At 68.3% G+C, this 24,643-nt stretch carries 24 protein-coding genes; 3 read left to right on the top strand and 21 right to left on the bottom strand.

Annotated elements, in window-relative coordinates; translation table 11 throughout:
* Nucleotides 1-25: 25 nt before the first annotated feature.
* The 3 genes from ligA to smc all read right to left on the bottom strand — a co-directional run bounded on the left by ligA (nt 26) and on the right by smc (nt 7,079).
* Nucleotides 26-2,116 (bottom strand): NAD-dependent DNA ligase LigA, encoded by a 2,091-nt coding sequence (gene ligA / locus AC1D2E_RS02250; protein ID WP_478195880.1) that lies wholly within the window; start codon nt 2,114-2,116, stop codon nt 26-28.
* Nucleotides 2,117-2,128: 12 nt separating this feature from the next.
* On the bottom strand, nt 2,129-3,223 hold the full coding sequence (locus AC1D2E_RS02245) for a cell division protein ZipA C-terminal FtsZ-binding domain-containing protein (RefSeq protein ID WP_478195879.1): 1,095 nt from the start codon (nt 3,221-3,223) through the stop codon (nt 2,129-2,131).
* Between the two features lie 340 nt (nt 3,224-3,563).
* Nucleotides 3,564-7,079: a chromosome segregation protein SMC gene (smc, locus tag AC1D2E_RS02240; RefSeq protein WP_478195878.1), complete on the bottom strand. Its 3,516-nt coding sequence runs from the start codon at nt 7,077-7,079 to the stop codon at nt 3,564-3,566.
* Nucleotides 7,080-7,208: 129 nt separating this feature from the next.
* Here smc and AC1D2E_RS02235 point away from each other — a divergent pair, with 129 nt between their 5' ends.
* Nucleotides 7,209-7,958 carry a hypothetical protein gene (locus tag AC1D2E_RS02235; protein ID WP_478195877.1) on the top strand — a complete coding sequence of 250 codons (750 nt, stop codon included), beginning with the start codon at nt 7,209-7,211 and terminating at the stop codon, nt 7,956-7,958.
* Here AC1D2E_RS02235 and AC1D2E_RS02230 read toward each other — a convergent pair.
* Together AC1D2E_RS02230 and AC1D2E_RS02225 are read right to left on the bottom strand one after the other, a co-directional pair.
* Nucleotides 7,900-9,360, bottom strand: coding sequence for a type II toxin-antitoxin system HipA family toxin (locus AC1D2E_RS02230; RefSeq protein ID WP_478195876.1), 1,461 nt, complete (start codon nt 9,358-9,360; stop codon nt 7,900-7,902). The genes AC1D2E_RS02235 and AC1D2E_RS02230 overlap by 59 nt on opposite strands.
* A 120-nt stretch (nt 9,361-9,480) precedes the next feature.
* Nucleotides 9,481-9,786, bottom strand: a complete 306-nt coding sequence (locus AC1D2E_RS02225; protein ID WP_478195875.1) for a helix-turn-helix domain-containing protein — start codon at nt 9,784-9,786, stop codon at nt 9,481-9,483.
* 213 nt (nt 9,787-9,999) lie between these two features.
* Between AC1D2E_RS02225 and AC1D2E_RS02220 the strand changes: the two genes are divergently transcribed.
* The gene (locus AC1D2E_RS02220; RefSeq protein WP_478171578.1) at nt 10,000-10,692 is read left to right on the top strand and encodes a P-loop NTPase family protein; all 693 of its coding nucleotides are present in this window, start codon (nt 10,000-10,002) and stop codon (nt 10,690-10,692) included.
* Between the two features lie 128 nt (nt 10,693-10,820).
* On the opposite strand, the gene AC1D2E_RS02215 is transcribed toward AC1D2E_RS02220, so the two are convergent.
* The 7 genes from AC1D2E_RS02215 to AC1D2E_RS02185 all read right to left on the bottom strand — a co-directional run bounded on the left by AC1D2E_RS02215 (nt 10,821) and on the right by AC1D2E_RS02185 (nt 17,044).
* The gene (locus AC1D2E_RS02215) at nt 10,821-11,345 is read right to left on the bottom strand and encodes a disulfide bond formation protein B (RefSeq protein WP_478195924.1); all 525 of its coding nucleotides are present in this window, start codon (nt 11,343-11,345) and stop codon (nt 10,821-10,823) included.
* A gap of 2 nt (nt 11,346-11,347) precedes the next feature.
* Nucleotides 11,348-12,442 (bottom strand): sulfate/molybdate ABC transporter ATP-binding protein, encoded by a 1,095-nt coding sequence (locus tag AC1D2E_RS02210; RefSeq protein ID WP_478171577.1) that lies wholly within the window; start codon nt 12,440-12,442, stop codon nt 11,348-11,350.
* 95 nt (nt 12,443-12,537) lie between these two features.
* Nucleotides 12,538-13,434 carry a sulfate ABC transporter permease subunit CysW gene (gene cysW / locus AC1D2E_RS02205; protein WP_478195874.1) on the bottom strand — a complete coding sequence of 299 codons (897 nt, stop codon included), beginning with the start codon at nt 13,432-13,434 and terminating at the stop codon, nt 12,538-12,540.
* A 61-nt stretch (nt 13,435-13,495) separates the two neighbouring features.
* On the bottom strand, nt 13,496-14,389 hold the full coding sequence (gene cysT / locus AC1D2E_RS02200) for a sulfate ABC transporter permease subunit CysT (RefSeq protein WP_478195873.1): 894 nt from the start codon (nt 14,387-14,389) through the stop codon (nt 13,496-13,498).
* Entirely contained in the window at nt 14,390-15,388 is a 999-nt protein-coding gene (locus AC1D2E_RS02195; RefSeq protein ID WP_478195872.1) for a sulfate ABC transporter substrate-binding protein, read from the bottom strand. It abuts the gene before it with no gap.
* The gene (locus AC1D2E_RS02190; RefSeq protein WP_478195871.1) at nt 15,385-15,963 is read right to left on the bottom strand and encodes an RBBP9/YdeN family alpha/beta hydrolase; all 579 of its coding nucleotides are present in this window, start codon (nt 15,961-15,963) and stop codon (nt 15,385-15,387) included. The genes AC1D2E_RS02195 and AC1D2E_RS02190 overlap by 4 nt, the downstream gene beginning before the upstream one ends.
* A 163-nt stretch (nt 15,964-16,126) precedes the next feature.
* Complete coding sequence (locus AC1D2E_RS02185; RefSeq protein ID WP_478195870.1) at nt 16,127-17,044, bottom strand: LysR family transcriptional regulator; 918 nt, start codon at nt 17,042-17,044, stop codon at nt 16,127-16,129.
* A 129-nt stretch (nt 17,045-17,173) separates the two neighbouring features.
* Here AC1D2E_RS02185 and AC1D2E_RS02180 point away from each other — a divergent pair, with 129 nt between their 5' ends.
* A complete protein-coding gene (locus AC1D2E_RS02180) occupies nt 17,174-17,824 on the top strand; it encodes an FMN-dependent NADH-azoreductase (RefSeq protein WP_478195869.1) in 651 nt (216 codons plus the stop codon).
* Nucleotides 17,825-17,896: 72 nt separating this feature from the next.
* Here AC1D2E_RS02180 and AC1D2E_RS02175 read toward each other — a convergent pair whose 3' ends face one another.
* The 9 genes from AC1D2E_RS02175 to ssuE all read right to left on the bottom strand — a co-directional run bounded on the left by AC1D2E_RS02175 (nt 17,897) and on the right by ssuE (nt 24,636).
* A complete protein-coding gene (locus tag AC1D2E_RS02175; RefSeq protein ID WP_478195868.1) occupies nt 17,897-18,451 on the bottom strand; it encodes an NADPH-dependent FMN reductase in 555 nt (184 codons plus the stop codon).
* Nucleotides 18,452-18,492: 41 nt separating this feature from the next.
* Complete coding sequence (gene epsC, locus AC1D2E_RS02170) at nt 18,493-19,407, bottom strand: serine O-acetyltransferase EpsC (protein ID WP_478195867.1); 915 nt, start codon at nt 19,405-19,407, stop codon at nt 18,493-18,495.
* A gap of 81 nt (nt 19,408-19,488) precedes the next feature.
* Nucleotides 19,489-19,704: a TOBE domain-containing protein gene (locus AC1D2E_RS02165; protein WP_028250350.1), complete on the bottom strand. Its 216-nt coding sequence runs from the start codon at nt 19,702-19,704 to the stop codon at nt 19,489-19,491.
* A 31-nt stretch (nt 19,705-19,735) separates the two neighbouring features.
* Nucleotides 19,736-20,572 carry an ATP-binding cassette domain-containing protein gene (locus AC1D2E_RS02160; protein ID WP_478195866.1) on the bottom strand — a complete coding sequence of 279 codons (837 nt, stop codon included), beginning with the start codon at nt 20,570-20,572 and terminating at the stop codon, nt 19,736-19,738.
* Nucleotides 20,530-21,363 (bottom strand): aliphatic sulfonate ABC transporter permease SsuC, encoded by an 834-nt coding sequence (gene ssuC, locus AC1D2E_RS02155; protein ID WP_478195865.1) that lies wholly within the window; start codon nt 21,361-21,363, stop codon nt 20,530-20,532. Before ssuC ends, AC1D2E_RS02160 begins: the two co-directional genes overlap by 43 nt.
* Nucleotides 21,364-21,373: 10 nt before the next feature.
* Nucleotides 21,374-22,612 carry an FMNH2-dependent alkanesulfonate monooxygenase gene (locus AC1D2E_RS02150; protein WP_478195864.1) on the bottom strand — a complete coding sequence of 413 codons (1,239 nt, stop codon included), beginning with the start codon at nt 22,610-22,612 and terminating at the stop codon, nt 21,374-21,376.
* 210 nt (nt 22,613-22,822) lie between these two features.
* Nucleotides 22,823-23,779 carry a sulfonate ABC transporter substrate-binding protein gene (locus tag AC1D2E_RS02145; protein WP_478195863.1) on the bottom strand — a complete coding sequence of 319 codons (957 nt, stop codon included), beginning with the start codon at nt 23,777-23,779 and terminating at the stop codon, nt 22,823-22,825.
* A gap of 28 nt (nt 23,780-23,807) precedes the next feature.
* Nucleotides 23,808-23,948, bottom strand: a complete 141-nt coding sequence (locus AC1D2E_RS02140; protein ID WP_478195862.1) for a hypothetical protein — start codon at nt 23,946-23,948, stop codon at nt 23,808-23,810.
* Nucleotides 23,949-24,051: 103 nt separating this feature from the next.
* The gene (gene ssuE / locus AC1D2E_RS02135; RefSeq protein WP_478195861.1) at nt 24,052-24,636 is read right to left on the bottom strand and encodes an NADPH-dependent FMN reductase; all 585 of its coding nucleotides are present in this window, start codon (nt 24,634-24,636) and stop codon (nt 24,052-24,054) included.
* Nucleotides 24,637-24,643: the final 7 nt, after the last annotated feature.

Here is a 24,643-nt window from a genome sequence, read left to right as displayed (position 1 = left end):
CTGTTGACCGGGGAAACGCGAAAGCTCAGGATAAACCCTGCGCGAGGATCTCCAGCATCCGAGCCTCGTCGATCACGGCCACCCCCAGCTCGCGCGCCTTGTCGAGCTTGCTGCCGGCCTCGGCGCCGGCCACCACGTAGTCGGTCTTCTTGCTCACCGAACCAGCCACCTTGGCGCCGGCTTCCTCCAGTTTTTCCTTCGCTTCGTCACGGCTCAGCGTAGGAAGCGTGCCGGTGATGACGAAGGTCATTCCCGCCAATGGCCGGGGTGCGCGGGCGGCGGGCTCGCCCTCTTCCCAGTGCACGCCGCAGGCGCGCAGCTGTTCGACCACCTCGCGGTTGTGGGGCTGATGGAAGAAGGTCCGCAGGCTGGTCGCCACCACCGGCCCGACGTCGTTGACTTCGAGCAGCTGTTCCTCGCTCGCATCCATGATCGCGTCGAGCTTGCCGAAATGCTTCGCCAGGTCCTTGGCCGTGCTTTCGCCCACGTGGCGAATGCCGAGGCCGAACAGGAAGCGCGGCAGCGTGGTCTTTTTCGACGCCTCGAGCGCCTCGACGATGTTGTTGGCGGATTTGTCGGCCATGCGCTCCAGGCCGGCCAGCGTCGTGAAGCCGAGCTTGTACAGGTCGGGCAGCGTGCGGATCAGGTCGGCGTCGACCAGCTGCTCGACCAGCTTGTCGCCCAGGCCCTCGATGTCGAGCGCGCGCCGGGCCGCGAAATGCAGGATCGCCTCCTTGCGCTGCGCGGCGCAGAACAGGCCGCCGGTGCAGCGGTAGTCGACCTCGCCCTCCTCGCGCAGCGCATCCGAGCCGCAGACCGGGCACTGGTGCGGCATCGTGAAGACCGGGCCGCGCTCGGCCTCGGGCCGGGCCGCGCTCTCGGGCAGCACGCCGACCACCTCGGGGATCACGTCGCCGGCGCGCCGCACGATCACGGTGTCGCCCACGCGCACGTCCTTGCGCCGGGTCTCATCCTCGTTGTGCAGGGTGGCGTTGGTCACCGTGACGCCGCCGACGAACACAGGCGCCAGCTTGGCCACCGGCGTCAGCTTGCCGGTGCGTCCGACCTGCACCTCGATCGCCAGCACCTCGGTGAGCTGCTCCTGCGCCGGGTACTTGTGCGCCACGGCCCATCGCGGCTCGCGCGAGACGAAGCCCAGCTGCCGCTGCAGCTCGAGGCTGTCGACCTTGTAGACCACGCCGTCGATGTCGTAGGGCAAGGCGTCGCGCTGGCGGCCGATGGTCTCGTGAAAGGCAATCAGCTCGATCGCGCCGCGGGCCCGCGCGGTCTGCGCCGCCACCGGAAAGCCCCAGGCGCTGAACTGCTGCAGCCAATCGAACTGGGTCGGGTGCACCGGCCCGCCCTGCTCCGGCGGCGTCACCTCGCCCAGGCCGTAGGCGAAGAAGCTCAGGGGCCGCCGGGCGGCGATCGCCGGATCGAGCTGGCGCACCGCGCCGGCCGCCGCGTTGCGCGGATTGACGAAGACCTTCTCGTTCTTCTGGCCGGCGGCGATCTTCTCGCGCTGGCGCTCGTTGAGGGCGTCGAAATCATCGCGCCGCATGTAGACCTCTCCGCGCACCTCGACCACCGGGGGAATCGCAGATGCCTCGCCGCGCAAGCGCAGCGGAATCTGCTGCACCGTGCGGATGTTCTGCGTCACCTCCTCGCCGATCTCGCCGTCGCCACGGGTGGCGGCCTGCACCAGCACGCCGTTCTCGTAGCGAAGGTTGATCGCCAGTCCATCGAACTTGAGTTCGCAGACGTACTCGACCTGGGGCCCGTCCTCGGCCAGCCCCAGCTCCTTGCGCACCCGCGCGTCGAAGGCGCTGGCGCCGGCGGGCGTGATGTCGGTCTCGGTGCGGATCGACAGCATCGGCACCTTGTGGCGCACCTTGGCGAAGCCGTCGAGCGGCTTGCCGCCGACGCGCTGGGTCGGCGAATCGGGCGTGCGCAGCGCGGGGAATTCCTCCTCCAGGGCCTGCAGGCGCCGGAACAGCCTGTCGTACTCGGCGTCCGGCAGTTCGGGCGCGTCGAGCACGTAGTAGAGATGGGCATGGCGGTGCAACTGCTCGCTCAGCGCGGCGGCTTCCTTCACCGCGTCTTCACGCGTCGTCATGGGAATCTCCGGCTAGCTGAACAATCGGCGCGCCAGCGGCGAGCCGGCCGACAGATCGCGCGAATCGAGCGTGTCGTAGAGCTGTTCGAGGTCGACGCCGATCGCGTCCATGGTCTCATCGCGCAGCAGCTGGCCGTCGCTGTCGGTGACGACGCCGTCCATCTCGCGCACCAGCGCAGCAGCCGCCTCGCGCATCCGCTCGAAGGGCCGCTCGGTGCGGTCGACCTGCGGCACATCGAGGCTCAGCGTCAGCTCGCGGATCGCCGACTGCGCCGGATCGTCGGCCAGCGCGGCCTGGGTGTCGAAGGACAGGCCGAGGATCGGCGGCAGCCCGTGCTCGCCCGCCGGCAGCACCATGCGGCCCGGAATCAGGCCGGCCACGAAGCCGAGACGCGCGGCGTTCTGCTGCACGTAGCCCGGGCTCCAGGCCGCATGGCGCGCGCGCAGCACGAAGCTCAGTTGCGCATCGTGCGAACTGGCGAACTGGTCGAGCTCGCGGGCCCGCGCCACCTCGTCGAGCATCTCCGGAAACTCCGGCGCGCCATTGACCGCGTCGGCGAAGGCCTGGGCCTTGACCACGAACTCGGAGTACTCGATCTCGTTGAGCGCACCGGTGCGGTTGGCCATCTGGACACCGACCTGGAACGCGCCGTAGCGCTGGCCGGCCACCGCCGGCTCCCATTCGCCGGTGAACTCGTTGAGCCCCTCGACCGCCACCGGCTTGCTGCCGGCACGCCGGGTCGCGGGCATGGCCGCGATCGCGGCGTCGCCGGAGGCCAGGCCATCGAGCGACACGGGGGCGATCACATCGATCAGCGGATCGAGGCCGCCACGCCGCTCGGACGAGGGCGTGGCCAGCGCGGTCGGCGCCGGCAGGTCGGGGTCGAACAGGGGCTCATGCCGTTCGTGGCCAGGCACCTGGTGCGGATCGATGTGCAGCACGGGTTCGAGTTCGCCCTTGGGTCCGGCTTCGGCCTCGGCCGGCGCGCTGTCGGGCGCATCGGGCTGCTTCGGCGCATTGCGGCGCGACATCCAGGTGTTGTAGCCGACCACGGTGGCAAGAACCAGTCCACCGAGGATGGCGAGGGCGACGGTGAGATTGCTCATGGACCGCACCGGCTCAGACGCCGCCGGGCCGCCCCAAGGCGGCTGCGGCCCCCTCGGGGGGCAGCGACACACGAAGTGAGGAGCGTGGGGGTCACCAGACGCCGCCGGGCCGCCCCAAGGCGGCTGCGGCCCCCTCGGGGGGCAGCGACACACGAAGTGAGGAGCGTGGGGGTCATCAGACGCCGCCGGGCCGCCCCAAGGCGGCTGCGGCCCCCTCGGGGGGCAGCGACACACGAAGTGAGGAGCGTGGGGGTCGCCCAGGCCGGCGCCGGGCCGCCCCAAGGCGGCCTGCGGCCCCCTCGGGGGGCAGCGACACACGAAGTGAGGAGCGTGGGGGTCATCAAGCCGCCTCGACCATCGACACGGCCGATTCCATGTCGACCGCGACGATCCGCGAGACGCCCTGCTCCTGCATGGTCACGCCGATCAGCTGCTCGGCCATTTCCATCGCGATCTTGTTGTGGCTGATGAAGAGGAACTGGGTTTCGCGGCTCATGGCTGTGACGAGTTTGGCATAGCGCTCGGTGTTGGCGTCGTCCAGCGGCGCGTCGACCTCGTCCAGCAGGCAGAACGGCGCCGGGTTCAGCTGGAAGATGGCGAACACCAGCGCGATCGCGGTCAGCGCCTTCTCGCCGCCCGACAGCAGGTGGATGGTCTGGTTCTTCTTGCCCGGCGGCTGCGCCATCACCTGGACGCCGGAGTCGAGGATCTCGTCGCCGGTCATCATGAGCCTGGCGTTGCCGCCGCCGAACAGCTCCGGGAACATCCGGCTGAAATGCTCGTTGACGATCTTGAAGGTGCCGCCCAGCAGGTCGCGGGTCTCGGCGTCGATCTTGCGGATCGCGTCCTCGAGCGTGCCGATGGCCTCGTTGAGGTCGGCCGACTGGGCATCGAGGAAGGTCTTGCGCTCGCTGGCCACCGCCAGTTCGTCGAGCGCCGCGAGGTTGACCGCGCCGAGCGCCGCCACTTCGCGGTTGAGCCGATCGATCTCGCTCTGCAGGCCGGTCAGCCGCACCTTGTCGGTCTCGATCGACAGCGCGACCGCCTCGAGATCGGCCTCGGCGTCCGCCAGCAGCTGCTGGTATTGCTCGAAGCCCAGCCGGGCGGCCTGCTCCTTGAGCTGGAAATCGGTGATGCGCTGGCGCAGCGGGTCGAGCTCGCGCTCGAGCTGCAGCCGGCGTTCGTCGCTGGCGCGCAGCTTGAGGGTCAGGTCGTCGTACTGGCTGCGCGCCGCGCCCAGCGCGGTCTCGCGCTCGAGCTTGAGCGACAGCGCATCCTGCAGGCCGGCCTGTGCCGCGGCGTCGGACAGGCGTCCGAGTTCGGCGCGTGCGCGCTCGTCTTCGTCGGTCAAGGCGACGCTCTGCTGGGTCGCGGTCTCGATCGCGCGGCTCAGCTCGGCGCGGCGGGCTTCGAGGGTGCGCTGGGCGAAGGTCGCCTCCTGGGCCTGGCGTTCGAGGCTGCGGTGCTGTTCGCGGCTGGCCGTCAGCGCGCGGCCGGCCTCGATGACCCGTTCGTCCAATTGCGCGTGGCGCTCCTGGCTGTCGGCCAGCTGCATGTCGAGCTCTTCGAAGCGCGACTCGGCGGCGATGCGCCTTTCCTGCAGATCCTCGAGCTGGGCCGTCACCTCGCCGAGGTCGTTGGACAGTTGCTCGCTGCGGGCCCGCGTCTGTTCGGCCAGCTGCGACAGGCGCAGCGTCTCGACCTGCAGTTCGTGCGCGCGCGATTGCGTCTCGGCGGCCTCGCGCCGCGCCGTGACCAGCCGCTGCGCGGCATCGCCRTACGCCGCCTCGGCGCGCGCCAGGGCGGTGCGCGACTCGTCTGCGATCAGGGTCTGGGCGCGCAGCTGGCGCTCCAGGTTCTCCATTTCCTGCTGGCGCGCCAGCAAGCCGGCCTGTTCCGAATCGGGGGCGTAGAAGCTGACGCTGTGGGCCGTGACCCCATGGCCGCTCTGGACGTAGATCACCTCCCCCGGCTGCAGCTTGTCGCGCTGCGCCAGTGCCTCCTCGAGCGTCGCGGCGGTGAAGCAGCCGTGCAGCCATTCAGCCAGCAGCGCCTGCTGGCCGGCATCGCCAAGGCGCAGCAGGTCCGCGAGGCGCGGCAGCGTCGACGGACCCTGCGGCACGGCCGCCATCGGCGGCGAGTAGAAGGCCAGCTTGGCGGGCGGCGCATCGCCACCGAAAGCCCGGACCATGTCGAGCCGGCTGACTTCGAGCGCGCCCAGGCGCTCGCGCAGCGCGGATTCGAGCGCGTTCTCCCAGCCCTGCTCGATGTGGATCCGGCTCCAGAGGCCCTGCAGGCTCTCGAGTCCGTGCTTGGCCAGCCAGGGCGCGAGCTTGCCGTCGGTCTTGACCTTTTCCTGCAGCGCCTTGAGCGCCTCCAGCCGGGCCGAGAGTTCCGCATGCCGGGCACCTTCGGTGTTCACGGCCTGCTGCCGCGTGCGCCGGTCGTCGTCCAGCTGCGGCACCGCTTCCTGCAGTTCCTGCAGGCGGGCATCGGATTCGGCGGCGGCCTCCTGCGCCATGGCCAGCTGCTCCTGCTGGTCGCGCAGGCGGGCCTCGTCGGGCGCCGCGAGCGCGTTCTGGTCGGTGCGCAGCCGCTCGGCGCGCTGGTTGAGCTGGCGGCTCTGTTCCTCGATGTTGCGCTGGTCGGCGGCCAGCACCTGGATCTGCTGCTGCACCTGGACCACCGTGGCGCGCTGCGCGTTGGCCTCGTTCTGGGCGCGCTGCTGCGCGTCCTCGAGCTCGGGCATGCGGGCGTCGTGCTCCTCGAGCTGGGCGGCCAGCAATTCGGACTGCTCCTCGGCGTTCACGCCCTGGCCGGCCAGCGTCTCGATCTCGGCTTCGGCATCCTCGCGGCGCGCGTTCCATTGCGCCATCTGCTCGCGCAGCTGCACCAACCGCTGCTCGACCCGCTGGCGGCCCTCGACCACGAAGCGGATCTCGCCCTCGAGCCGGCCGACTTCGGCACTGGCCTCGTACAGCTTGCCCTGGGCCTGGTTGACATGGTCGCCGGCCGCGTAGTGGGCCTGGCGGATGGTCTCGAGCTCGGCCTCGATGTGGCGCAGGTCGGCGGTGCGCGACTCGAGGTCGTTGATTGCGCGCTCGGCATCGGCCTTGACCTTGGCCTGGTCGGCCTCGCTTTCGCTGCGCTTCAGGAACCACAGCTGGTGCTGCTTGCGCGTCGCGTCGCCGGTGAGCGTGTTGTAGCGCGCCGCCACCTCGGCCTGCTTCTCGAGCCGCTCGAGGTTGCTATTGAGTTCGCGCAGGATGTCCTCGACGCGCGTCAGGTTCTCGCGCGTGTCGCCGAGCCGGTTCTCGGTCTCGCGGCGGCGTTCCTTGTACTTCGAGACGCCGGCGGCTTCCTCGAGGAACAGGCGCAGTTCCTCGGGCTTGGATTCGATGATCCGGCTGATGGTGCCCTGGCCGATGATCGCGTAGGCGCGCGGACCGAGTCCGGTGCCGAGGAACACGTCCTGCACGTCGCGGCGGCGCACCGGCTGGTTGTTGATGTAGTAGCTCGAATTGCCGTCGCGCGTCAGCACCCGCTTGACCGCGATCTCGGCGAACTGGGCCCACTGGCCGCCGGCCCGGTGGTCGGCGTTGTCGAACACCAGCTCGACGCTCGACCGGCTGGCCTGCTTGCGCGTGGTGGTGCCGTTGAAGATGACGTCCTGCATCGACTCGCCGCGCAACTCGGAGGCGCGCGATTCGCCGAGCACCCAGCGCACGGCGTCCATGATGTTCGACTTGCCGCAGCCGTTGGGACCGACCACCCCGACCAGCTGGCCGGGCAGAAGGAAATTGGTGGGTTCGGCGAAAGACTTGAAGCCCGAAAGCTTGATGGAATTGAGACGCACGTCAGGTCGGCCCTAAGCCAGTTGTTTTGCCAAGGTTGGGTGCCAAGGTGTTGATTTGTAAGCAGATTCCGGCGGCCGACACCCCCAGGCCAGGCCGCCACCTGAGGCGAGGATGATAACGTGCAGACCATGCGCGTTTCCCCTCTTTCCCCGCCCCTCGGCCGCCGCGCGTGGCTCATCGGCGGTGGGGTGACGGTCCTGGCGCTGGCGGGCTGCGCCTCGACCGATCGCGCCGAGCCCTACGCCAGCAAGGAATGGCTCCAGACCGGCGCCAATCGCATCGCCAACCTCGCGTTGCGCGACAACCTGCAGTCGGTGCGGCGGGTGCAGCTCTCGCTTTACCGCCGCAACCCGCGCGAATGGCGCAAATGGTGCGGCAGCGCCGACGAGGCGATCCAGCGCACCTGGGACGCGATCTCGAACAACACGCCGCTGCCCCAGCTGCAGGGCGCCTACGGCATCGATGCCATCCGGCTGGCCTTCGAGACCGCGCCCAAGCCTTTCGAAGGCGACCGTGTCGCGGCGCTGGTGGTCGGCTGGGCGGCGCTGCTCAAGCAGGCCAACGGCAACACCTGGGAGCAGAACATGCTCGACGCGGTCAGCGCCGAGAACAGCTTCCGGGCGGCGCGCAACTTCGAGATCTCGCTCTGGCTGATCGGCTCGAAGACCGGCCCCGACGGCCAGCCGCTGCTGCTGGCCACCGAGATCAGCGAGCGCGGCCGCAACCTGCTGGTCGACCGCGAACTGTCGAAGGTGGTGGCCCGGCTGGACTTGCTGGCGGCGCAGGCCGACGAGCGGTACCGCCGCGCCGCGCTCGACTTCAGCCAGAACTGGTTCCTGGGGAGCCTCGGGCCGTTCTTTTCGATGGTGCCGAAGTAGGGCCGCCCCAAGGCAGCGTGGGGGCGGGGTCGAACCCGTCCGCGTCCGGGTGGCGCCGACGCCAGGCCACGACACTCGCGTTGGCCTGGATGTGCTCGACCAGCCGCGCGCGATGCGCGGCGGACAACGGCAGCGTGCGCAGCAGGCCTGGCCAGCTGCGCATCGCCCGGTCGACGCAGTGCGCCACCACCTCGCGCAACTGCTTTTCCGGAATGTCCCAGATGTTGGCGAGCTCGCGCAGCGTTTTTGGTGTCAGCAGCGTGCGCGGTGCCTGCTGCGGGAAGAACTTCAGGCCATGCCCCGAGCCCATGAAGTACGCACCGTAGGCAACGATGTCGTAGGCTTTCGACAGCTCGGGCCTGGCTTGCCCGGCCGGATAGATCAGGCTGAAGTTCTTCAGATGCGCGTCGTAGTTGCCCAGCAGCTCCGAGACCTTGATGCGGCGCAGAAGCTCAGCCACGTCGGCCTCGCCCCTGGCCGAGCGGCGCTTGAGCAGCAGGCCGATCGCGGCGTAGGTGCCGGCGTACTTGTATTCCGACGGCGTGCCCGTGACCTGGGCGAAATCCTCCATGTGGAGGCGCCCCGTGTCGGTGGGCGCGTCGCGGTCGAAACGCGACACCAGCAGGAACTTGCGCTCGTCGTTCTGCAGCGCGTAGGGAAGCCGGTCGGCGATCGCGGACAAAGGCTCGAGCGAGAACTCGCAGGTGTTCACGCCCGCCGCTGCCGCCAGCGTCAGCGCGCTGTATTCCACTTCGGGGAGCCGGTCGTATTCGCCGGTCGGCAGCTTGCCGATGAAATGCCTGCGGTCCGACTGCCTCGAACGCATCACATAGCGACCCGGGCCGCCGCCCGCCACCAGCGCCACCTTGGGCTGGACACCCGAAATCGAGGTCTGCTGCGGCGTCGGGATCTGGCCGGAACTCATTTCGTAGCTGTCGCGGCTCTGGCCGATCAATCGGCCCAGGGCCGGCTCGTCGAGTGTTTCCGCATCTGCGCGGACATCGCCCGGCAGGTCGCCGCCACAGGCCGCGAGCAGCCCCAGTTCGTCGTCGACCTGCAGGCCGAGGTCGGCGATCAGCTGCTTGCGCAGCGGCCCTTCGGGCAGCAGGTTCTGGAAGAAGGGCGGCAGACCGAATTTGCCATCGCCGCGGTTGACGTCGAGCGCCGGGTCCAGCAGCTGGGCCACCGTGGCGGCCTCGGCCTCGGCAAGGGCCTGTGACACCCTTTCGGCGCTGCCCTCGGTGGCCGGCGCCATCACGTAGAGCTGCGACAGCACGGGTCGCGACGGATTCTTCGCATAGGCATCGTCGAACCTGAAGTACACCCGGCCGTCGTCGAGTCCGAACAGCGAGCCGACGTCGGTCTTGCCAAGCCGGATGCGCAGCGAACGGACGACGCTCATAAGGCAAGCTCCGTGCTTCGCACTGCGGTGCGAGCGCCTTCGGGCGGCCGGGCGGCGCTCATAAGGCAACCTCCGTGCTTCGCACTGCGGTGCGAGCGCCTTCGGGCGGCCGGGCGGCGCTCATGGCAGGCGCCGCCGCGGCGGTGTCTGCATCAGGCGGCGCACCTCGTCCTGCAGACCCGTGGGCTTGGTGTCGGCGCCGAATCGGGCCAGGTCGGCCACCGACAGCGGAAGGAACTGCATCTCGAGTTCCAGGCACCGGAGCAGTGCCAGCAGCGTGTTCAGCTCGACGTTGCCCCGCCCTGCCTCCAGCGCACCCAAGGTGTTTCGGGAGATTCCAGCCCGGGTCGCCAGTTCCGACACGGTCATGGCGCGATCCTTGCGCGCCTGGCGCAGGAATCCGCCGATGCTGGCCAAGGTCGTCATGCGCACTATGTTGTGCATATGTTCCATATGCCAAGCATTTTGTGCGAACCCTGGCCCAAAATCAAACTTTGATTAATTAAATGAGCAATTTTCCTATTTGCATAATAAATTGTGCAATTCCACTGCTCTCCCACGACTCGGCCGCGTGGCGCTGCGCGCAATCCGGCCCCCTAGAATGATTCGCAGTTTTCACCCCACTCTGGCAGGAACCTCATGAGCTCCATCAATTTCATCGGCGGCGAAAAAGGCGGTGTCGGCAAATCGGTCACGGCGCGGGTCCTGGCGCAGCACTTCATCGACCACAGCCGGCCCTTCGTGGGCTTCGACACAGACCGTTCGCACAGCTCTTTCACCCGCTTCTATGAAGGCTTTGCCTCGCCGGTCGTGGTCGACAGCTTCGAGGGTCTGGACACCGTGGTCAACGGATTCGAAACCAACCCGCAGCAGAGCGTGATCGTCGACCTGGCGGCCCAGACGCTGGCCCCCCTGTCGCGCTGGATCAAGGAATCCGACCTGTTCGACGTCTTCGCCGAACTCGGGGTGGCGGTCAATTTCTGGCATGTGCTCGACGACGGCAAGGATTCGAGCGACCTGCTGGGGACGCTGATCGACACCTTCGGCGACCAGCCGAACTACATCGTGGTGCAGAACTACGGCCGCGGCAACGACTTCGGCCTGCTGCTCGCATCGCAGTCTCTGAGCAAGGCGACCGTCCATGGTGCCCGCGTCATCGCCCTGCCCCGGCTGCACGATGCCAGCATGCGCAAGATCGACGCGCGCAACACGAGCTTCTGGAAGGCGGTCAACGACCGCGAAGGTCCGCACGCGCTCGGGCTGCTCGAGCGCCAGCGCGTGAAGACCTGGCTGGCAACGGCTTACGCGGCCTTCGACACCTTGCCGCTCTGAGCTCGCCCCCAGGTTGCCCGCACTTCGTGTCGGGCGCCCACCCCCTACCGGGGGCAACACCAGAGGCCCGGCAAAGCCGGTTCCTCGGTGTTTCACCAACGGGCCTGGCTGCGCGCCGGCCGCGGAGGTCAGTAGGCTGTTCTGAACGCGGACTGGGCGGGAGCGCGGCGGAACAGCAGGACCAGCAGCAGGACGGTGAAAACGGCGAACGCGATGAAGGACCAGTTGGCGATCGACAGGCCGAGAAAGGTCCAGTCGACCTGCGAGCAGTCGCCGGCGCCGCGGAAGATCATCGGCAGCGCGCGCTGCAGCGGAAAGGTCTCGATCATTCCGTAGATATCGCGGCCGCACGAGACGACCTCGGGCGGGTACCACTGGAGCCAGCTCTGGCTCGCCGCCGTGTAGGCGCCGCCCAGCGCCGCGACCAGGGCCAGCAAGATGCCGACGACCCGCAACGCCTTGCCGCCGCTGGCCGCGCCAAGCCCGGTGAAGACGGCCACCAGCACCAGCGCATAGCGCTGCACGACGCACATCGGGCACGGCTCGAGGCCGACCACGTGCTGCAGGTACATGCCGAAGGCGAGCATCGCGATGCAAGCCAGGCTGATCAAAGCCAGGGCGCGCCGCGGCGCACCGAAATACCAGTCGATCACATTCAAGGTGAAACCCAATCCTCTACGAACACCCTCGCCTTGCGCGGCGTGGCGACCACCTTGTCGCCCTCGCGCAATGCGAGGTCCCGGAACTGTTGCGCAGGGAGTTGCGCCTCGATGATGGTTCCGGAGCCCGGATTATCTGGATTCGATTCGACCGGTTCGAGTTCCAGCCGCGCGATCGGTCCGACCACGATCGCCCGGCTCAGGGTCGCAACGATGCCGCTGGCGCCCGGCGCGTAACGCTCGACGCTGAGGTCGTGCGGCCGCACATAGGCCAGCGCCTTGCCGTCGCGCAGCCCCTGCTGGTCGCGGGTGTCGAGGCGAATGCCTTCGACCTGAACCTCGCCCTCGAGCGAACGGCCGTGGAACAGGTTCACGTCGCCCAGGAAGCCGTAGACGAAGGGGCTGGCCGGATGGTCCCACACCTGCTGCGGCGAGCCGACCTGCTCGATGCGGCCGCTGTTCATCAGCACCACGCGGTCGGCCACTTCGAGCGCCTCTTCCTGGTCGTGGGTGACGAAGATGCTGGTCACGTGCAGCTCGTCGTGCAGCCGGCGCAGCCAGCGGCGCAACTCCTTGCGCACCTTGGCGTCGAGCGCGCCGAAAGGCTCGTCGAGCAGCAGCACCTTGGGCTCGACCGCCAGCGCACGGGCCAGCGCGATGCGCTGGCGCTGGCCGCCCGACAGCTGCGCCGGATAGCGGTCGGCCAGCCAGTCGAGCTGCACCAGCTTGAGCAGGTCGTGCACCTTGGACTTGATCTGCGCCTCGCTCGGGCGCAGGCCGCGCGGCTTGACGCGCAGGCCGAAGGCCACGTTCTCGAACACCGTCATGTGGCGGAACAGCGCGTAGTGCTGGAAGACGAAGCCGACCTGTCGCTCGCGCACATGCACGTCGGTGGTGTCCTCGCCCGCGAACAGGATGCTGCCGGCACCGGCCGTCTCGAGGCCCGCGATGATGCGCAGCAGCGTGGTCTTGCCGCAGCCCGAGGGGCCCAGCAGCGCGACCAGCTCGCCCGAGGCGACGTCCAGGCTGACATCGCGCAAGGCGTGGAAATCGCCGAACTGCTTGCTGACGTTTCTGATTTCGATGCTCATGGTTTCACCGCCGGGCCGCCCCAAGGCGAAACGCACCCCCTCGGGGGGCAGCGAAGACACGAAGTGCGAAGTGTGGGGGTCATAGTTTCTCTCTTTCAGGTCGCCGGCGTCGGGCGCTCGGGCGGCAGTTCGGCGATCGCCTTCATCTCGCGCTCGTGGCGCCATTCGATGACCGACTTGATCACCAGCGTGACCAGCGCCAGGATGGCCAGCAGCGAAGCCACTGCGAAGGCGGCCACCGACTGGTATTCGTTGTAGAGCACTTCGACGTGCAGCGGCATGGTGTTGGTCTGGCCGCGGATGTGGCCCGAGACCACCGACACCGCGCCGAACTCGCCCATCGCGCGCGCATTGCACAGGATCACGCCGTACAGCAGGCCCCACTTGATGTTGGGCAAGGTCACGCGCCAGAAGGTCTGCCAGCCGGTCGCGCCGAGCACGATGGCGGCCTGCTCTTCGTCGGTGCCCTGGGCCTGCATCAGCGGGATCAGTTCGCGCGCGATGAACGGGAAGGTCACGAACACGGTGGCCAGCACGATGCCGGGCACGGCGAAGATGATCTTGATGTCGTGCGCCTGCAGCCAGGGGCCGAACCAGCCCTGGGCGCCGAACACCAGCACGTAGATCAGGCCCGCCACCACCGGCGAGACCGCGAACGGCAGGTCGACCAGGGTCGTCAGGACGGCCTTGCCGCGGAACTCGAACTTGGCGATGGCCCAGGCCGCGGCGATGCCGAAGACCAGGTTCAACGGCACCGCGATCGCGGCCGTCAGCAGGGTCAGGCGGATCGCGGCCCAGGCGTCGGGCTCCTTCAACGCTTCGAGGTAGGCGCCGAAGCCCTTGCGCAGCGCCTCGGCCGCGACCGCGGCCAGCGGCAGCACCAGGAACAGGAACATGAAGGCCAGCGCGAAGCCGATCAGCGTGCGCCGGACCCAGGCCGACTCGGTGGTGCCGGCCTGTGCGCGGCGAACCGTTCTCGACGGGGCGTTCATCGGATGACCTCCGTGCTTCGCACTGCGGTGCGAGCCCCCTTCGGAGCGGCCGGGCGGGGGCTCATTGCGTGGCCTCCGAGCGGCGCCGCTTCCAGCCCTGCAACCCGTTGATGACCAGCAGCAGCACGAAGGAGATCACCAGCATCACCAGCGCGACCGCGGTGGCGCCCGCGAAGTCGTACTGCTCCAGCTTGCCGATGATGATCAAGGGCGTGATCTCCGAGATCATCGGCATGTTGCCGGCGATGAAGATCACCGAGCCGTACTCGCCGATCGCGCGCGCGAAGGCCATCGCGAAGCCGGTCAGCAGCGCCGGCATGATCGACGGCAGGATCACCTTGGTGAAGGTCTGCAGCCGGGTCGCGCCGAGGCTGGTCGCGGCCTCCTCGAGTTCCTTCTCGGTGTCTTCGAGCACCGGTTGCACCGTGCGCACCACGAAGGGCAGGCCGATGAAGATCAGCGCGATCACGATGCCCGCGGGCGTGAAGGCCAGCTTGATGCCCAGCGGCTCCAGGAACTGGCCGACCCAGCCGTTGCCGGCCAGCAGCGCGGTCAGCGAGATGCCGGCGACGGCGGTGGGCAGGGCGAAGGGCAGATCGACCAGCGCATCGACGATCCGCTTGCCCGGGAACTTGTAGCGCACCAGCACCCAGGCCACGAGCAGCCCGAACACCAGGTTGACCAGCGCGGCGATCAGCGAGGCGCCGAAGGTCAGCCGGTACGAGGCCATCACGCGTGGCGCCGTGACCGCCACCCAGAACTGCTCCCAGCTCATGGTGAAGGTCTTGAAGACCAGCGCCGACAGCGGGATCAGCACGATCAGGCTCAGGTAGAGCACCGCGTAGCCGAGCGTGATGTGGAAGCCCGGCAGCACGCGCCGCGACACGCCGCGCCCGCCCCCGGACGCCAGCGGCGCTGCCGCGGACGACAGCGCCGATGAAGCAGCACCGCTCATTTACTTCGCACCAGGCGTGTACAGCTTGTCGAACTGCCCACCGTCATTGAAGTGCACCTTCTGCGCTTCGGACAGGCTGCCGAACAATTCCTGCACCGTGAACAGCTGCAGCGGCTTGAAGGTCGCGGCGTTCCTCTTGAGAACCGCTTCCGAGCGCGGGCGCAGCGCATGCTTGGCGGCGATTTCCTGCGCCTCTTCCGAGTAGAGGTAGTCGAGGTAGGCCTTGGCGAGTTCGCCGGTGCCCTTCTTGTTGACCGTGCGCTCGACGATCGCGACCGGGTTCTCGGCCAGGATGCTGATCGACGGGTACACCGCATCCACCTTGCCCGAGCCGAACTCGCGGTCGATCGACACCACTTCCGATTCGAAGGTGATCAGCGCGTCGCCGATGTTGCGCTGCAGGAAGGCGGTGGTCGCATCACGGCCGCCGCGGGCCAGGATCGGCACGTTCTTGAACAGCTTGCCGACGAACTCGGCCGCCTGGGCGTCGGTGCCGCCCTTCTTCTTCACGTAGCCCCAGGCCGCCAGGTAGGCGTAGCGGCCGTTGCCGCCGGTCTTCGGATTCACAACCACCACCTGCACGCCGGGCTTGATCAGGTCGTCCCAGTCCTTGATGCCCTTCGGATTGCCGTTGCGGGTCAGGAACAGCATCGTCGAGGTGGTCGGCGATGCGTTGTACGGGAAGCGCTTGGGCCAGTCCTTGGCGACCACGCCGGCATTGGCCAGGAAATCGATGTCGGTCGTGGTGTTCATCGTCACGACATCGGCGTCGAGGCCGTCGGCCACCGCCCGCGCCTGGGCGCTCGAGCCGCCATGCGACTGGTCGATCCTGACCTCCTTGCCCGTCGTCTTCTTGTAGTTGGCGACGAAGGCGGCGTTGTAGTCCTTGTAGAACTCGCGCGCCACGTCGTACGACGCATTGAGCAGCGTCTGGGCAGAGGCCGCGCCGCTGGCGGCGAGGACCACGGCGCCGATGAAGGTCTTGATTCTGGAAGTCATAGGGTTGCCAAGGTTTCTGGATTCTTGTGGCCGGCCATCAGGGTGGTCGGCTCGTCCGTCAGCGATTGCAGCAGCGCCAGGCCCAGGGGCCAGTCGCCGTGTCCGGATTCGATGTTGATGTGGCCGGCATTCTGCATGCGAACGAATTCGCTGCCCCAGGCGCGGGCATAGGCACCGGCCAGCCGCACCGGGCAGAAGGGGTCGTTGCTGCTCGCCACCACGACGCTGCGGTACGGCAGCCTGGCGTAGGGCACGGGGGCGAAATCGGACAGCACGGCGCGCCGTTCCGGGTCGGCCGGCGCCACCAGCAGCGCGCCGCTGATGCGCGCCGCGGCCGCTTCCGACAGGTGCGCGGTCGCGATGCAGCCGAGGCTGTGGGCCGCGATGATCACCGGCTGCGGACTCTCGAGAACCAGTTTCTCGAGCGTGGCCACCCAGGCGGCGCGGCTCGGCGTGATCCAGTCGTCCTGCACCACCCGCACGGCGCCCTGCATGCGCTCGGCCCACAGGCTCTGCCAGTGTCCGGGTCCGGAATCGCGCCAGCCTGGAACGATGATGATCGTCGGTCTGCTCACGCGCCGCCCGCTCGCTCGGCGCCGGCATGACGCGCGGGATCCCGGCGAAGTCGCGCTGGGCAGGTGATGGGGGAGCCGGTCATGGCCGCCATTCTGCAAACCATCGCTTAAACGACAAACGAATATCTACTTGTTTGGATATGAGCTTTTCGACATAAGCGCCTTATTCCGCCAGGTGGTGCGGTTCGGCCCCGTCCAGGTTCTCGGCCAGGAAGTCGATCAATCGGCGTACCGCCGGCACCAGGGCCCGACGGGCGGGGAACATGGCGTGGCAGATGCCGGGTTCCGGTCCCCAGCCCGGCAGCACCTCGAGCAGCTTGCCGGCGTTGATGTCCCTGCGGCACATGTAGTCCGGCAGCACCGACGCCCCGATGCCCTGGACCACCGCGAACTTCAGCGTCAGCAGGTCGTCGGCGACATAGCGTGGCGCGTGGGTGTGGACCACCACCTTGCCGCCGGGACCTTCGAGCCGCCAGTTGGCGCGGCCATCGCCGGTCGACATGGCGACGGAGTCGAGCCTGCCGAGATCCGCCGGCGTCGAGACCGGTCCCTGGCGCCGCAGCAGGTCGGGGCTCGCCACCAGGATGCCGCGGCTGCCACCGAAATTCTTGGCCACCAGCGTGGCGCTGTCCTCGATCGTCGGGCGCACGCGCAGGGCCAGGTCCACGCCCTCCTCGACCGGGTCGACCGGCCGGTTCAGAACCYGCATCTCGACCCGGACCTGCGGATAGCGCCGCATGAACTCGGGCAGCAGCGGGCCGACGCTGCTGTGCGCCAGCGTCACGGGACAACTCAGCCGCACGGTGCCGCTCGGCTCGGTCTGGATCTGCGCCACCGCCTCGGACGCCGCCTGCGCGGCATCGCGCATCGCGGCGCAGTGCTTGAGGTAGATCTCGCCGGCCGGCGTCAGCGACAAGCGCCGGGTGCTGCGCTGCATCAACTGGACGCCGAGTTGCACTTCGAGGTCGGCCACCCGGCGCGACAGGCGGGACTTCGGGATGCCGAGCGCCCGGCTGGCGGCCGCGAAGCCCCCGCGCTCGGCCACTTCGGCAAAGAACACCATGTCGTTGAGATCCTGCATCGAGTCACTGTCCTATTTTTGGAACGAAGTAGGCCATTTTTGCAGACTTATCAATCAATCGCCACAAAAATAGAATTCATCCCACGCCGACCGATTTCAGTGCCGGCGCTTTCAAAGAAAGCATTGATCATGAAACTCCTGCACGTCGATTCCAGCGTCCTCGGAACCAATTCCGTCTCCCGTCAACTGACCGCCGAAATCGTGGCCGACTGGCGCCGCGCCCACCCGAACACGAGCGTCGACTACCTCGACCTCGCGGTGGACACCCCGAACCATTTCAGTGCCGACGCGCTGGGCATCAAGGTCGGTGTCCAGGCAGAGCCGACCGAAGCGCAACGTCGCGAGAACGAAGTCTCCGAACGGCTGGTGACGCAATTCCTGGCCGCCGACGTGATCGTCGTGGGCGCTCCGCTCTACAACTTCACGGTGCCGACCCAGCTGAAGGCCTGGATCGACCGCCTGGCGCAGATCGGCCGCACCTTCAAGTACACCGACAAGGGCCCGGTCGGCCTGGCCGGCGGCAAGACCGTGATCGTGGCCTCGACCCGCGGCGGCATGTATTCGACCAGCGAAGGCGGCCAGGCGATGGAACACCAGGAAAGCTACCTCAAGGTGGTCTTCGGCTTCTTCGGCATCACCGACGTGCGGATCGTCCGCGCCGAAGGCGTGGCGATGGGCGATGCGGCCAAGTCTGCCGCGCTGACCGCCGCACGGTCCGATATCGCTGTCGCGACGACCGGCAAGGCCGCGAACCAGGATCAAGCCGCGCTGGCAGCCTGATTCAGGGCCGGACGCCGTCCGGAACGTGACAGAAAGGGCGATCCGCGTTCGGCGGCTCGCCCTTTTCTCGTTCTACTTTCCGGTGTGGGTCTTGATCCAGGCCACGTACTTGTCGACCCAGCCTTGCAGGAACTGCTTGCTGCCCTCGGCGATGTGGCCCTTGTCGTCGAACAAGCCTTCCTTGTTCTGCAGGAAGACTTCGGGCTGGCCGAGCGCCGGCACATCCAGGTAGGCCAGGATGCCGCGCAAATGCTGTTGCGCGACGGCGGTACCGACGGCGCCGACCGACACACCGACCACGCCCGCCGGTTTGCCGGCCCAGGCGCTCTGGCCGTAGGGCCGCGAGGCATTGTCGAGCGCGTTCTTGAGGACGCCCGGAATCGAGCGGTTGTACTCGGGCGTGACGAACAGCAGGCCGTCCGCCGCGGCGACCTCGGTCTTCAGGCGCCGCACCGAGGGAGCCTGGTTGCCGTCGTCGTCCTGGTTGTAGAGCGGAAGGTCATCGATGCGCACATGCTCGAAGGTGAAGTCCTCCGGTGCGAGATGGGCGATCGCGAGCGCGAGCTTGCGGTTCAGCGAATCCTTGCGCAGGCTGCCGATGACGACGGCAATCTTTTTCTGGGCCATGAAGACTCCTTGAAACGGGTTGAGGAAAAGGAAACGATAGCTCAGGCACGGCGCCTCTGCGGCGCGTTCTGCAGGCTGGCCTGCGACACGCTGGCGCCGGGGGGCACGTCGTCGGTGATCCAGACATTGCCGCCGATGGTGGCGCCCTTGCCCAGCGTGACGCGCCCGAGAATGGTCGCACCGGCGTAGATCACGACATCGTCCTCCACCACCGGGTGGCGCGGCAAGCCCTTCTGCAGGTTGCCGTCGGCATCGGTCGGAAAGCGCTTGGCACCCAGCGTCACGGCCTGGTAGATGCGCACCCGCTTGCCGATCACGGCCGTCTCGCCGATCACCACGCCCGTGCCGTGGTCGATGAAGAAGCCGGCATCGATCGTCGCGCCCGGGTGGATGTCGATGCCGGTCTGCCCATGGGCCAGTTCGGCCACGATGCGCGCCAGCAGCGGCAGGCCGAGCCCGTAGAGCTGGTGGCCAAGGCGGTGGTGAATCATGGCCAGGATGCCCGGGTAGCAGAGCAGCACCTCGTCGACGCTGCGCGCCGCCGGATCGCCCTGGAAGGCGGCCAGCACGTCGCCGTCGAGCAGGCGCCGGATCGACGGCAGCGCCGTCGCGAACTGCTGCACCGCAGCGGCCGCTTCGGCCTCGATGTCCTCGGACGCGCGCGGCTGATGGCGTGCCGTGTAGAGCAGCTCGAGCCGGGCCTGGCCCCGCAGCGATTGCAGGGCCGAATCGAGCGTGTAGCCGACATAGAAATCCTCGCTGTCGTGCCGCAGCTCGGGCGGCCCGAGGCGCATCGGGAACAGCGCGCCCTTGAGCGATTCGACGATCCCGGCCAGCGCCTCGCGCGAGGGGAACTCGCGGCTGCCGGGCTCGCGCGAGCGCTGCTGCGAATCGCGCCACTCGTCACGGGCAAGGTGCAGGGCGCGGACGATGTCGCTGACGTCCAGTGGGGGCATGGGGCTTCCTTCGAGGGTGAGGCCGGGCACCGACCATGCACCATCGTACAAAACCCCACCGCGCCGGGGTTAAGCGCCGGCTCACAGCTTCGCGATCGACACCTCCGTCGACTTCACCAGCGCGACGACGTCGGAGCCGGGCTTGAGCTGCAGTTCGTCGACCGAGCGCGTGGTGATCACCGAGGTCACGATGCCCCACGCGGTTTCGACGTCGACTTCGGAGACGACGTCGCCGCGAATGATTTCGCGCACCTTGCCCTTGAACTGGTTGCGAACGTTGATGGCCTGGATGGACATGAAAACTCCTTCGGGTTGAAAAGAATTGAACTCACACGGCCCAGCGCAGCACATGCGCCGGACCGTCGGTCCAGCGGGTGTCGTTGGCAGGCTCGGACCCGGTGGCGTCGGGTTTCTGCAGCACGCGGTCGAGAATGCGTTTCTCGATCGCCGCGAAGGCCGGGTCGCCCTGCGAGCGCGGCCGGGCGAGCGCGATGTTCTCGTCGAGCGCGATCCGGCCGTCCTCGATCAGGACCACGCGATCGGCCAGCGCCACCGCCTCCTGCACGTCGTGCGTGACCAGCAGCGCGGTGAAGCGATGGCGCAGCCACAGGCTCTCGATCAGCCGGTGCATCTCGATGCGCGTCAGCGCGTCGAGCGCACCCAGCGGCTCGTCGAGCAGCAGCAGCCGCGGCTGGTGCACCAGCGCCCGGGCCAGCGCGACCCGCTGGCGCTGGCCGCCCGACAGGCGCGCCGGCCATTCGCCGCCGCGCTCGGCCAGGCCGACCTGCGCCAGCACCTCCCTGCCACGGGCGCGGTCCGCTTCGGGCAGGCCCAGCGCGACGTTGTCGATCACCCGGCGCCATGGCAGCAGGCGCGCCTCCTGGAACATGATCCGGGTGTCGTCGTGCAGTCCGTCGACAGCCTTGCCGTCGGTGAAGAGCGCGCCCTCGGAGGCCTGTTCGAGGCCCGCGACCAGCCGCAGCAAGGTGCTCTTGCCGCAGCCGCTGCGGCCCACGATCGCGATGAACTGTCCGGGTTCGATGGCCAGCTGCGTGTTGCGCAGCACTTCGCGCTCGCCATAGCGCTTCGACAGGCCGCGGATGTCGAGCCGCACGCCGCCGCTCATTTGGCCGCTCCATACGCCGGATGCCAGCGCAGCCACCATCGCTCGAGCCCGCGCGCCAGCAGGTCGGCCAGCTTGCCGAGCAGCGCGTACAGCAGGATGCCGACCAGCACGATGTCAGTCTGCAGGAACTCGCGCGCATTCATCGTGAGGTAGCCGATGCCCGACTGCGCCGAGATGGTCTCGGCCACGATCAGGATGACCCACATGAGGCCGAGCGAAAAGCGCAGGCCGACCAGGATCGAGGACATCGCGCCGGGCAGGATCACTTCCTTGTAGAGCTGCCAGCGCGTCAGTCCGTAGGTGCGCCCCATCTCGATCAGCTGCGGGTCGACGTTGCGGATGCCGTGGAAGGTGTTGAGATAGATCGGGAAGAACACCGACACCGAAATCAGGAACAGCTTGGCCGACTCGTCGATGCCGAACCACAGGATCACCAGCGGGATCAGCGCCAGTGCAGGAATATTGCGCACCATCTGCAGCGTCGAGTCGAGCAGCGTCTCGGCCACCTTCACCGAGCCGGTCAGGAGGCCCAGCGCGAGTCCGAGCCCGCCGCCGATCGCCAGTCCGGTCAGCGCCCGCGCCGCGCTCACCATGACATGGGTCCAGAGTTCGCCCGAAGCGGTGAGCCGCCACGCGGCCTTGACCACGTCGACCGGGGCCGGCAAGACCCGCGTCGACAGCCAGCCGAGCGACGAGGCGATCTGCCAGGCGACGATCAGCCCGACGGGCACCAGCCACGGCACCAGTCGCCGGGCGACGCCGAGCGTGAAGCTCCTGGCCGCGGCCAGCGAGGGCGCTGCCACCGGCAAGGCCTGTACTTGTTGATTCATGGAGAGTCTTTCAGCTCTGGGAGGCGAGCCGCGAGGGCGCGTCGAGATTGGCGACGACTTCGCCGAAGGGACCGCTCAGCACCTGGCCCGGCAAGCCCGGACGCTGCTTGTGCGGCAGCAGCGGGAACACCAGTTCGGCGAAGCGAAAGGACTCTTCCAGATGCGGATAGCCCGAGAGGATGAAGTTGTCGATGCCGAGCGAGGCGTACGCCTCGAGGCGCGCCGCGACCGTCTTCGCATCGCCGACCAGCGCCGTGCCGGCGCCGCCGCGAACCAGCCCGACCCCGGCCCACAGGTTGGGGCTGATCTCGAGCGCTTCGCGCGTCCGCCTGGCACCGCCGGCATGCAGCGCGGCCATGCGCCGCTGGCCCTCGGAGTCCATGCGCGCGAAGGCGGCCTGGGCACGGATCACGGTCTCGTCGTCGACCCGGCTGATCAGCGATTCGGCGGCGCGCCACGCCTCGTCCTCGGTCTCGCGCACGATCACGTGCAGCCGGATGCCGAACTTCAGCGCCCTGCCGCCGGCGCCGCCGGGCCGCCCCAAGGCGGCGGGCGCCCCCTCGGGGGGCAGCGAAGCGTGGGGGTCTGCGTACTTCTCGGCGCGCTGGCGCACGTCGGCGATCTTCTTCGCCACGTCGGCCGGCGGCTCGCCCCAGGTCAGGTAGGCGTCGACCTGCTCGGCGGCGAGATCGTGGGCCGCGGCCGACGAGCCGCCGAACCACACCGGTGGGTGCGGCTTCTGCGTCGGCGGGAACAACAGCTTGGCGCCCTTCACGCTCAGGTGCTTGCCGTCGTAGTCGAAGCTTCGGCCGTCGTGGCTGCTCGCGATGATCCCGCGCCAGATGCGGATGAACTCGGCCGATTGCTCGTAGCGCGAAGCATGGTCCTGGAACACGCCATCGCCTTCGAGTTCGGCCTGGTCGCCGCCGGTGACCAGGTTCACCAGCACCCGCCCGCCCGACAGCCGGTCGAAGGTCGCGGCCATCCGCGCGGCCAGGCTGGGCTGGTGCAGGCCGGGCCGCACCGCGACCAGGAACTTGAGGCGCCGCGTGGCGCCGATCAGGCTGGCGGCGACGACCCAGGGGTCCTCGCAGGAACGGCCGGTCGGGATCAGCACGCCTTCGTAGCCGAGCGAATCGGCGGCGCCGGCGATCTGCTGGAGATAGGCGAGATCGACCGCGCGCGCGCCCTCGGTGGTGCCGAGATAGCGGCTGTCGCCGTGGGTGGGCAGGAACCAGAAAACTTGCATGGGGGTTCTTAGTCGGTCGAGCAGGGTCTTAGTCAGTTGAGGACAGAGCAAAAACTGCTGCGCAGTTTGTTGGTCTGTCCCGCAAGGTCTTCGGAAGTCGAGGACAGAGCAAAAACTGCTGCGCAGTTTCTTGATCTGTCCCGCAAGTCTTAGTCAGTTGAGGACAGAGAAAAAACTGCTTCGCAGTTTCTTGATCTGTCCCGCAAGGTCTCAGGAGGTACCCGCGGCCACGGCTTCGAGCAGGTTGATCTTTTTCGGGATCAGCCCGAGCGCGAGGAAGGTGTCGGCGATCTGCTGCTGCTCGCCGAGGATCGCCTTGGTGATCGGCCCGGTTCCGAACCGGGTGCGCGACACCGACAGGTCGACCACCGGTTGCGGCAGGCCCCACAGGCCCGCGAGCTCGGCCGCGAAAGCGCCGCGGTTGGCCTGGGCCCATTGGTCGACCTTGTCGAGCTCCTCGATCAGGACCTTGACCACGTCGGCGTTCTTGCTCGCGTAGTCGAGCGACGAGAAATAGAAGGCCCGGTTGCCGACCACGCCGGTGGCGTCGGCAAGCAGCCTGGCGTCGAGCGTCTTCTGCGCCGCGGCCAGGAACGGATCCCAGATCACCCAGGCGTCGATCGAGCTCTTCTCGAAGGCGGCGCGGGCATCGGCCGGCGGCAGGAAGATGAGGTTGACATCGCCGTACGCCAGGCCGTTCTTCTCGAGCAGCCTGACCAGGAAGTAATGGACGTTGCTGCCCTTATTGAGCGCGACCTTCTTGCCCTTCAGGTCCTTGACCGACTGGATCGTCGAGGCCTTCGGCACCAGCACCGCCTCGGACTGCGGCCGCGGCACGGTCGCCGCCACGTAGGCCAGCGGCGCACCGGCGGCCTGCGCGAAGATCGGCGGCGCTTCGCCGACGTCGCCGAAGTCGATCGAGCCGACGTTGAGCGCCTCGAGTTGCACCGGCCCGGCCGTGAACTCGGTCCACTTGACGCTGACGCCCAGCGGTGCGAGGCGTTTCTCGAGCGTGCCACGGCCCTTGAGCAGGCTCAGGTTGCCCTTCTGATTGCCGATGCGCAGGGTGCGCGCCGGGGCTTGGGCGAAGGCGGAAAGCGCCGGCAGCGCCAGCGCAGCGGCGCTGACTTGAAGGAGCCGTCGACGAATCGATGAATGCGAGTTCATGGTGATGCTTTCTTTCGAGCTGCGGGAGTCACAGCGGCGCGGAAGTGGCCGCGAGGAAGCCGGTGATGAGCGCGATCGCGGCCACCACCAGCACGCTGATCGCGAGGTCGGCGAGGACCCGGCGCAGCGGGCGCGAGGCTTGGAAGTCGTCGGTGAGAACAGGCGGCATGCGTTTCTTTCGGACAAAGGAAGTCCCGCGCCGCACGAGCGGCGTTTCGAATCGGGAACGGGGTTGTTGAAGGAAGGCGGCGCCGCGACGGACGCCGGGCGGCTCAGACGCTACATCGCACGCGCGAGAAGTCGACCGCCTCGAAGCCCCAGGCCGGCGGCAGGCTGAGGCCTTCTCTGGCCAGCGTCTCGACCGCGTCGTCGAGCCGCTGCGCGAGTTCGGCCTGCAACTGGTAGGCGCCCTCGGGCTGCAGCGTGACCTGGCCATCGGTGGCATAGACGCCCGGCAGGATATGCCGTGCCGCCAGCGATTGCAGCACCGGGCGCAGCGCATAGTCGAGCGCCAGCATATGGTGCGGACTGCCGCCGGTGGCCAGCGGCAGCACGGTCTTGCCCTTGAGCGCCGACTGCGGCAGCAGGTCGAGGAAGACCTTCAGCACGCCGCTGTAGGCGGCCTTGTAGACCGGGGTGGCGATCACGATCACGTCGGCGCGCTGCAGTTGCTCGACCGCATGCTGCACCGACGGGTGCGAGGCCTCGCCGAGCAGCAGGGCATGCGCCGCCAGTTCGCGGATCGCGAGCCGCTGGACCGGCACCGCGCGCGCGGCGAGCCGCGCCGCCACCGCATCGAGCAGCACCGCCGAACGCGAGGGCGCGGAAGGACTGCCGGCAATCAGGAGAACGGACATCGCTGAC

The organism is Variovorax sp. P1_H2 (genome assembly GCF_056405295.1).
This window is presented reverse-complemented; position numbering and strand designations above follow the sequence as displayed.

What these genes read in the sequence shown, in the direction of transcription:
- ligA (WP_478195880.1), bottom strand. Translation starts at nt 2,116, where the DNA reads ATGACGACGCGTGAAGACGCGGTGAAGGAAGCCGCCGCGCTGAGCGAG.
- AC1D2E_RS02245 (WP_478195879.1), bottom strand. Translation starts at nt 3,223, where the DNA reads ATGAGCAATCTCACCGTCGCCCTCGCCATCCTCGGTGGACTGGTTCTT.
- AC1D2E_RS02235 (WP_478195877.1), top strand. Translation starts at nt 7,209, where the DNA reads ATGCGCGTTTCCCCTCTTTCCCCGCCCCTCGGCCGCCGCGCGTGGCTC.
- AC1D2E_RS02230 (WP_478195876.1), bottom strand. Translation starts at nt 9,360, where the DNA reads ATGAGCGTCGTCCGTTCGCTGCGCATCCGGCTTGGCAAGACCGACGTC.
- AC1D2E_RS02225 (WP_478195875.1), bottom strand. Translation starts at nt 9,786, where the DNA reads ATGACGACCTTGGCCAGCATCGGCGGATTCCTGCGCCAGGCGCGCAAG.
- AC1D2E_RS02220 (WP_478171578.1), top strand. Translation starts at nt 10,000, where the DNA reads ATGAGCTCCATCAATTTCATCGGCGGCGAAAAAGGCGGTGTCGGCAAA.
- AC1D2E_RS02210 (WP_478171577.1), bottom strand. Translation starts at nt 12,442, where the DNA reads ATGAGCATCGAAATCAGAAACGTCAGCAAGCAGTTCGGCGATTTCCAC.
- cysW (WP_478195874.1), bottom strand. Translation starts at nt 13,434, where the DNA reads ATGAACGCCCCGTCGAGAACGGTTCGCCGCGCACAGGCCGGCACCACC.
- cysT (WP_478195873.1), bottom strand. Translation starts at nt 14,389, where the DNA reads ATGAGCGGTGCTGCTTCATCGGCGCTGTCGTCCGCGGCAGCGCCGCTG.
- AC1D2E_RS02195 (WP_478195872.1), bottom strand. Translation starts at nt 15,388, where the DNA reads ATGACTTCCAGAATCAAGACCTTCATCGGCGCCGTGGTCCTCGCCGCC.
- AC1D2E_RS02180 (WP_478195869.1), top strand. Translation starts at nt 17,174, where the DNA reads ATGAAACTCCTGCACGTCGATTCCAGCGTCCTCGGAACCAATTCCGTC.
- AC1D2E_RS02175 (WP_478195868.1), bottom strand. Translation starts at nt 18,451, where the DNA reads ATGGCCCAGAAAAAGATTGCCGTCGTCATCGGCAGCCTGCGCAAGGAT.
- epsC (WP_478195867.1), bottom strand. Translation starts at nt 19,407, where the DNA reads ATGCCCCCACTGGACGTCAGCGACATCGTCCGCGCCCTGCACCTTGCC.
- AC1D2E_RS02165 (WP_028250350.1), bottom strand. Translation starts at nt 19,704, where the DNA reads ATGTCCATCCAGGCCATCAACGTTCGCAACCAGTTCAAGGGCAAGGTG.
- AC1D2E_RS02160 (WP_478195866.1), bottom strand. Translation starts at nt 20,572, where the DNA reads ATGGTGGCTGCGCTGGCATCCGGCGTATGGAGCGGCCAAATGAGCGGC.
- ssuC (WP_478195865.1), bottom strand. Translation starts at nt 21,363, where the DNA reads ATGAATCAACAAGTACAGGCCTTGCCGGTGGCAGCGCCCTCGCTGGCC.
- AC1D2E_RS02150 (WP_478195864.1), bottom strand. Translation starts at nt 22,612, where the DNA reads ATGCAAGTTTTCTGGTTCCTGCCCACCCACGGCGACAGCCGCTATCTC.
- AC1D2E_RS02145 (WP_478195863.1), bottom strand. Translation starts at nt 23,779, where the DNA reads ATGAACTCGCATTCATCGATTCGTCGACGGCTCCTTCAAGTCAGCGCC.
- AC1D2E_RS02140 (WP_478195862.1), bottom strand. Translation starts at nt 23,948, where the DNA reads ATGCCGCCTGTTCTCACCGACGACTTCCAAGCCTCGCGCCCGCTGCGC.
- ssuE (WP_478195861.1), bottom strand. Translation starts at nt 24,636, where the DNA reads ATGTCCGTTCTCCTGATTGCCGGCAGTCCTTCCGCGCCCTCGCGTTCG.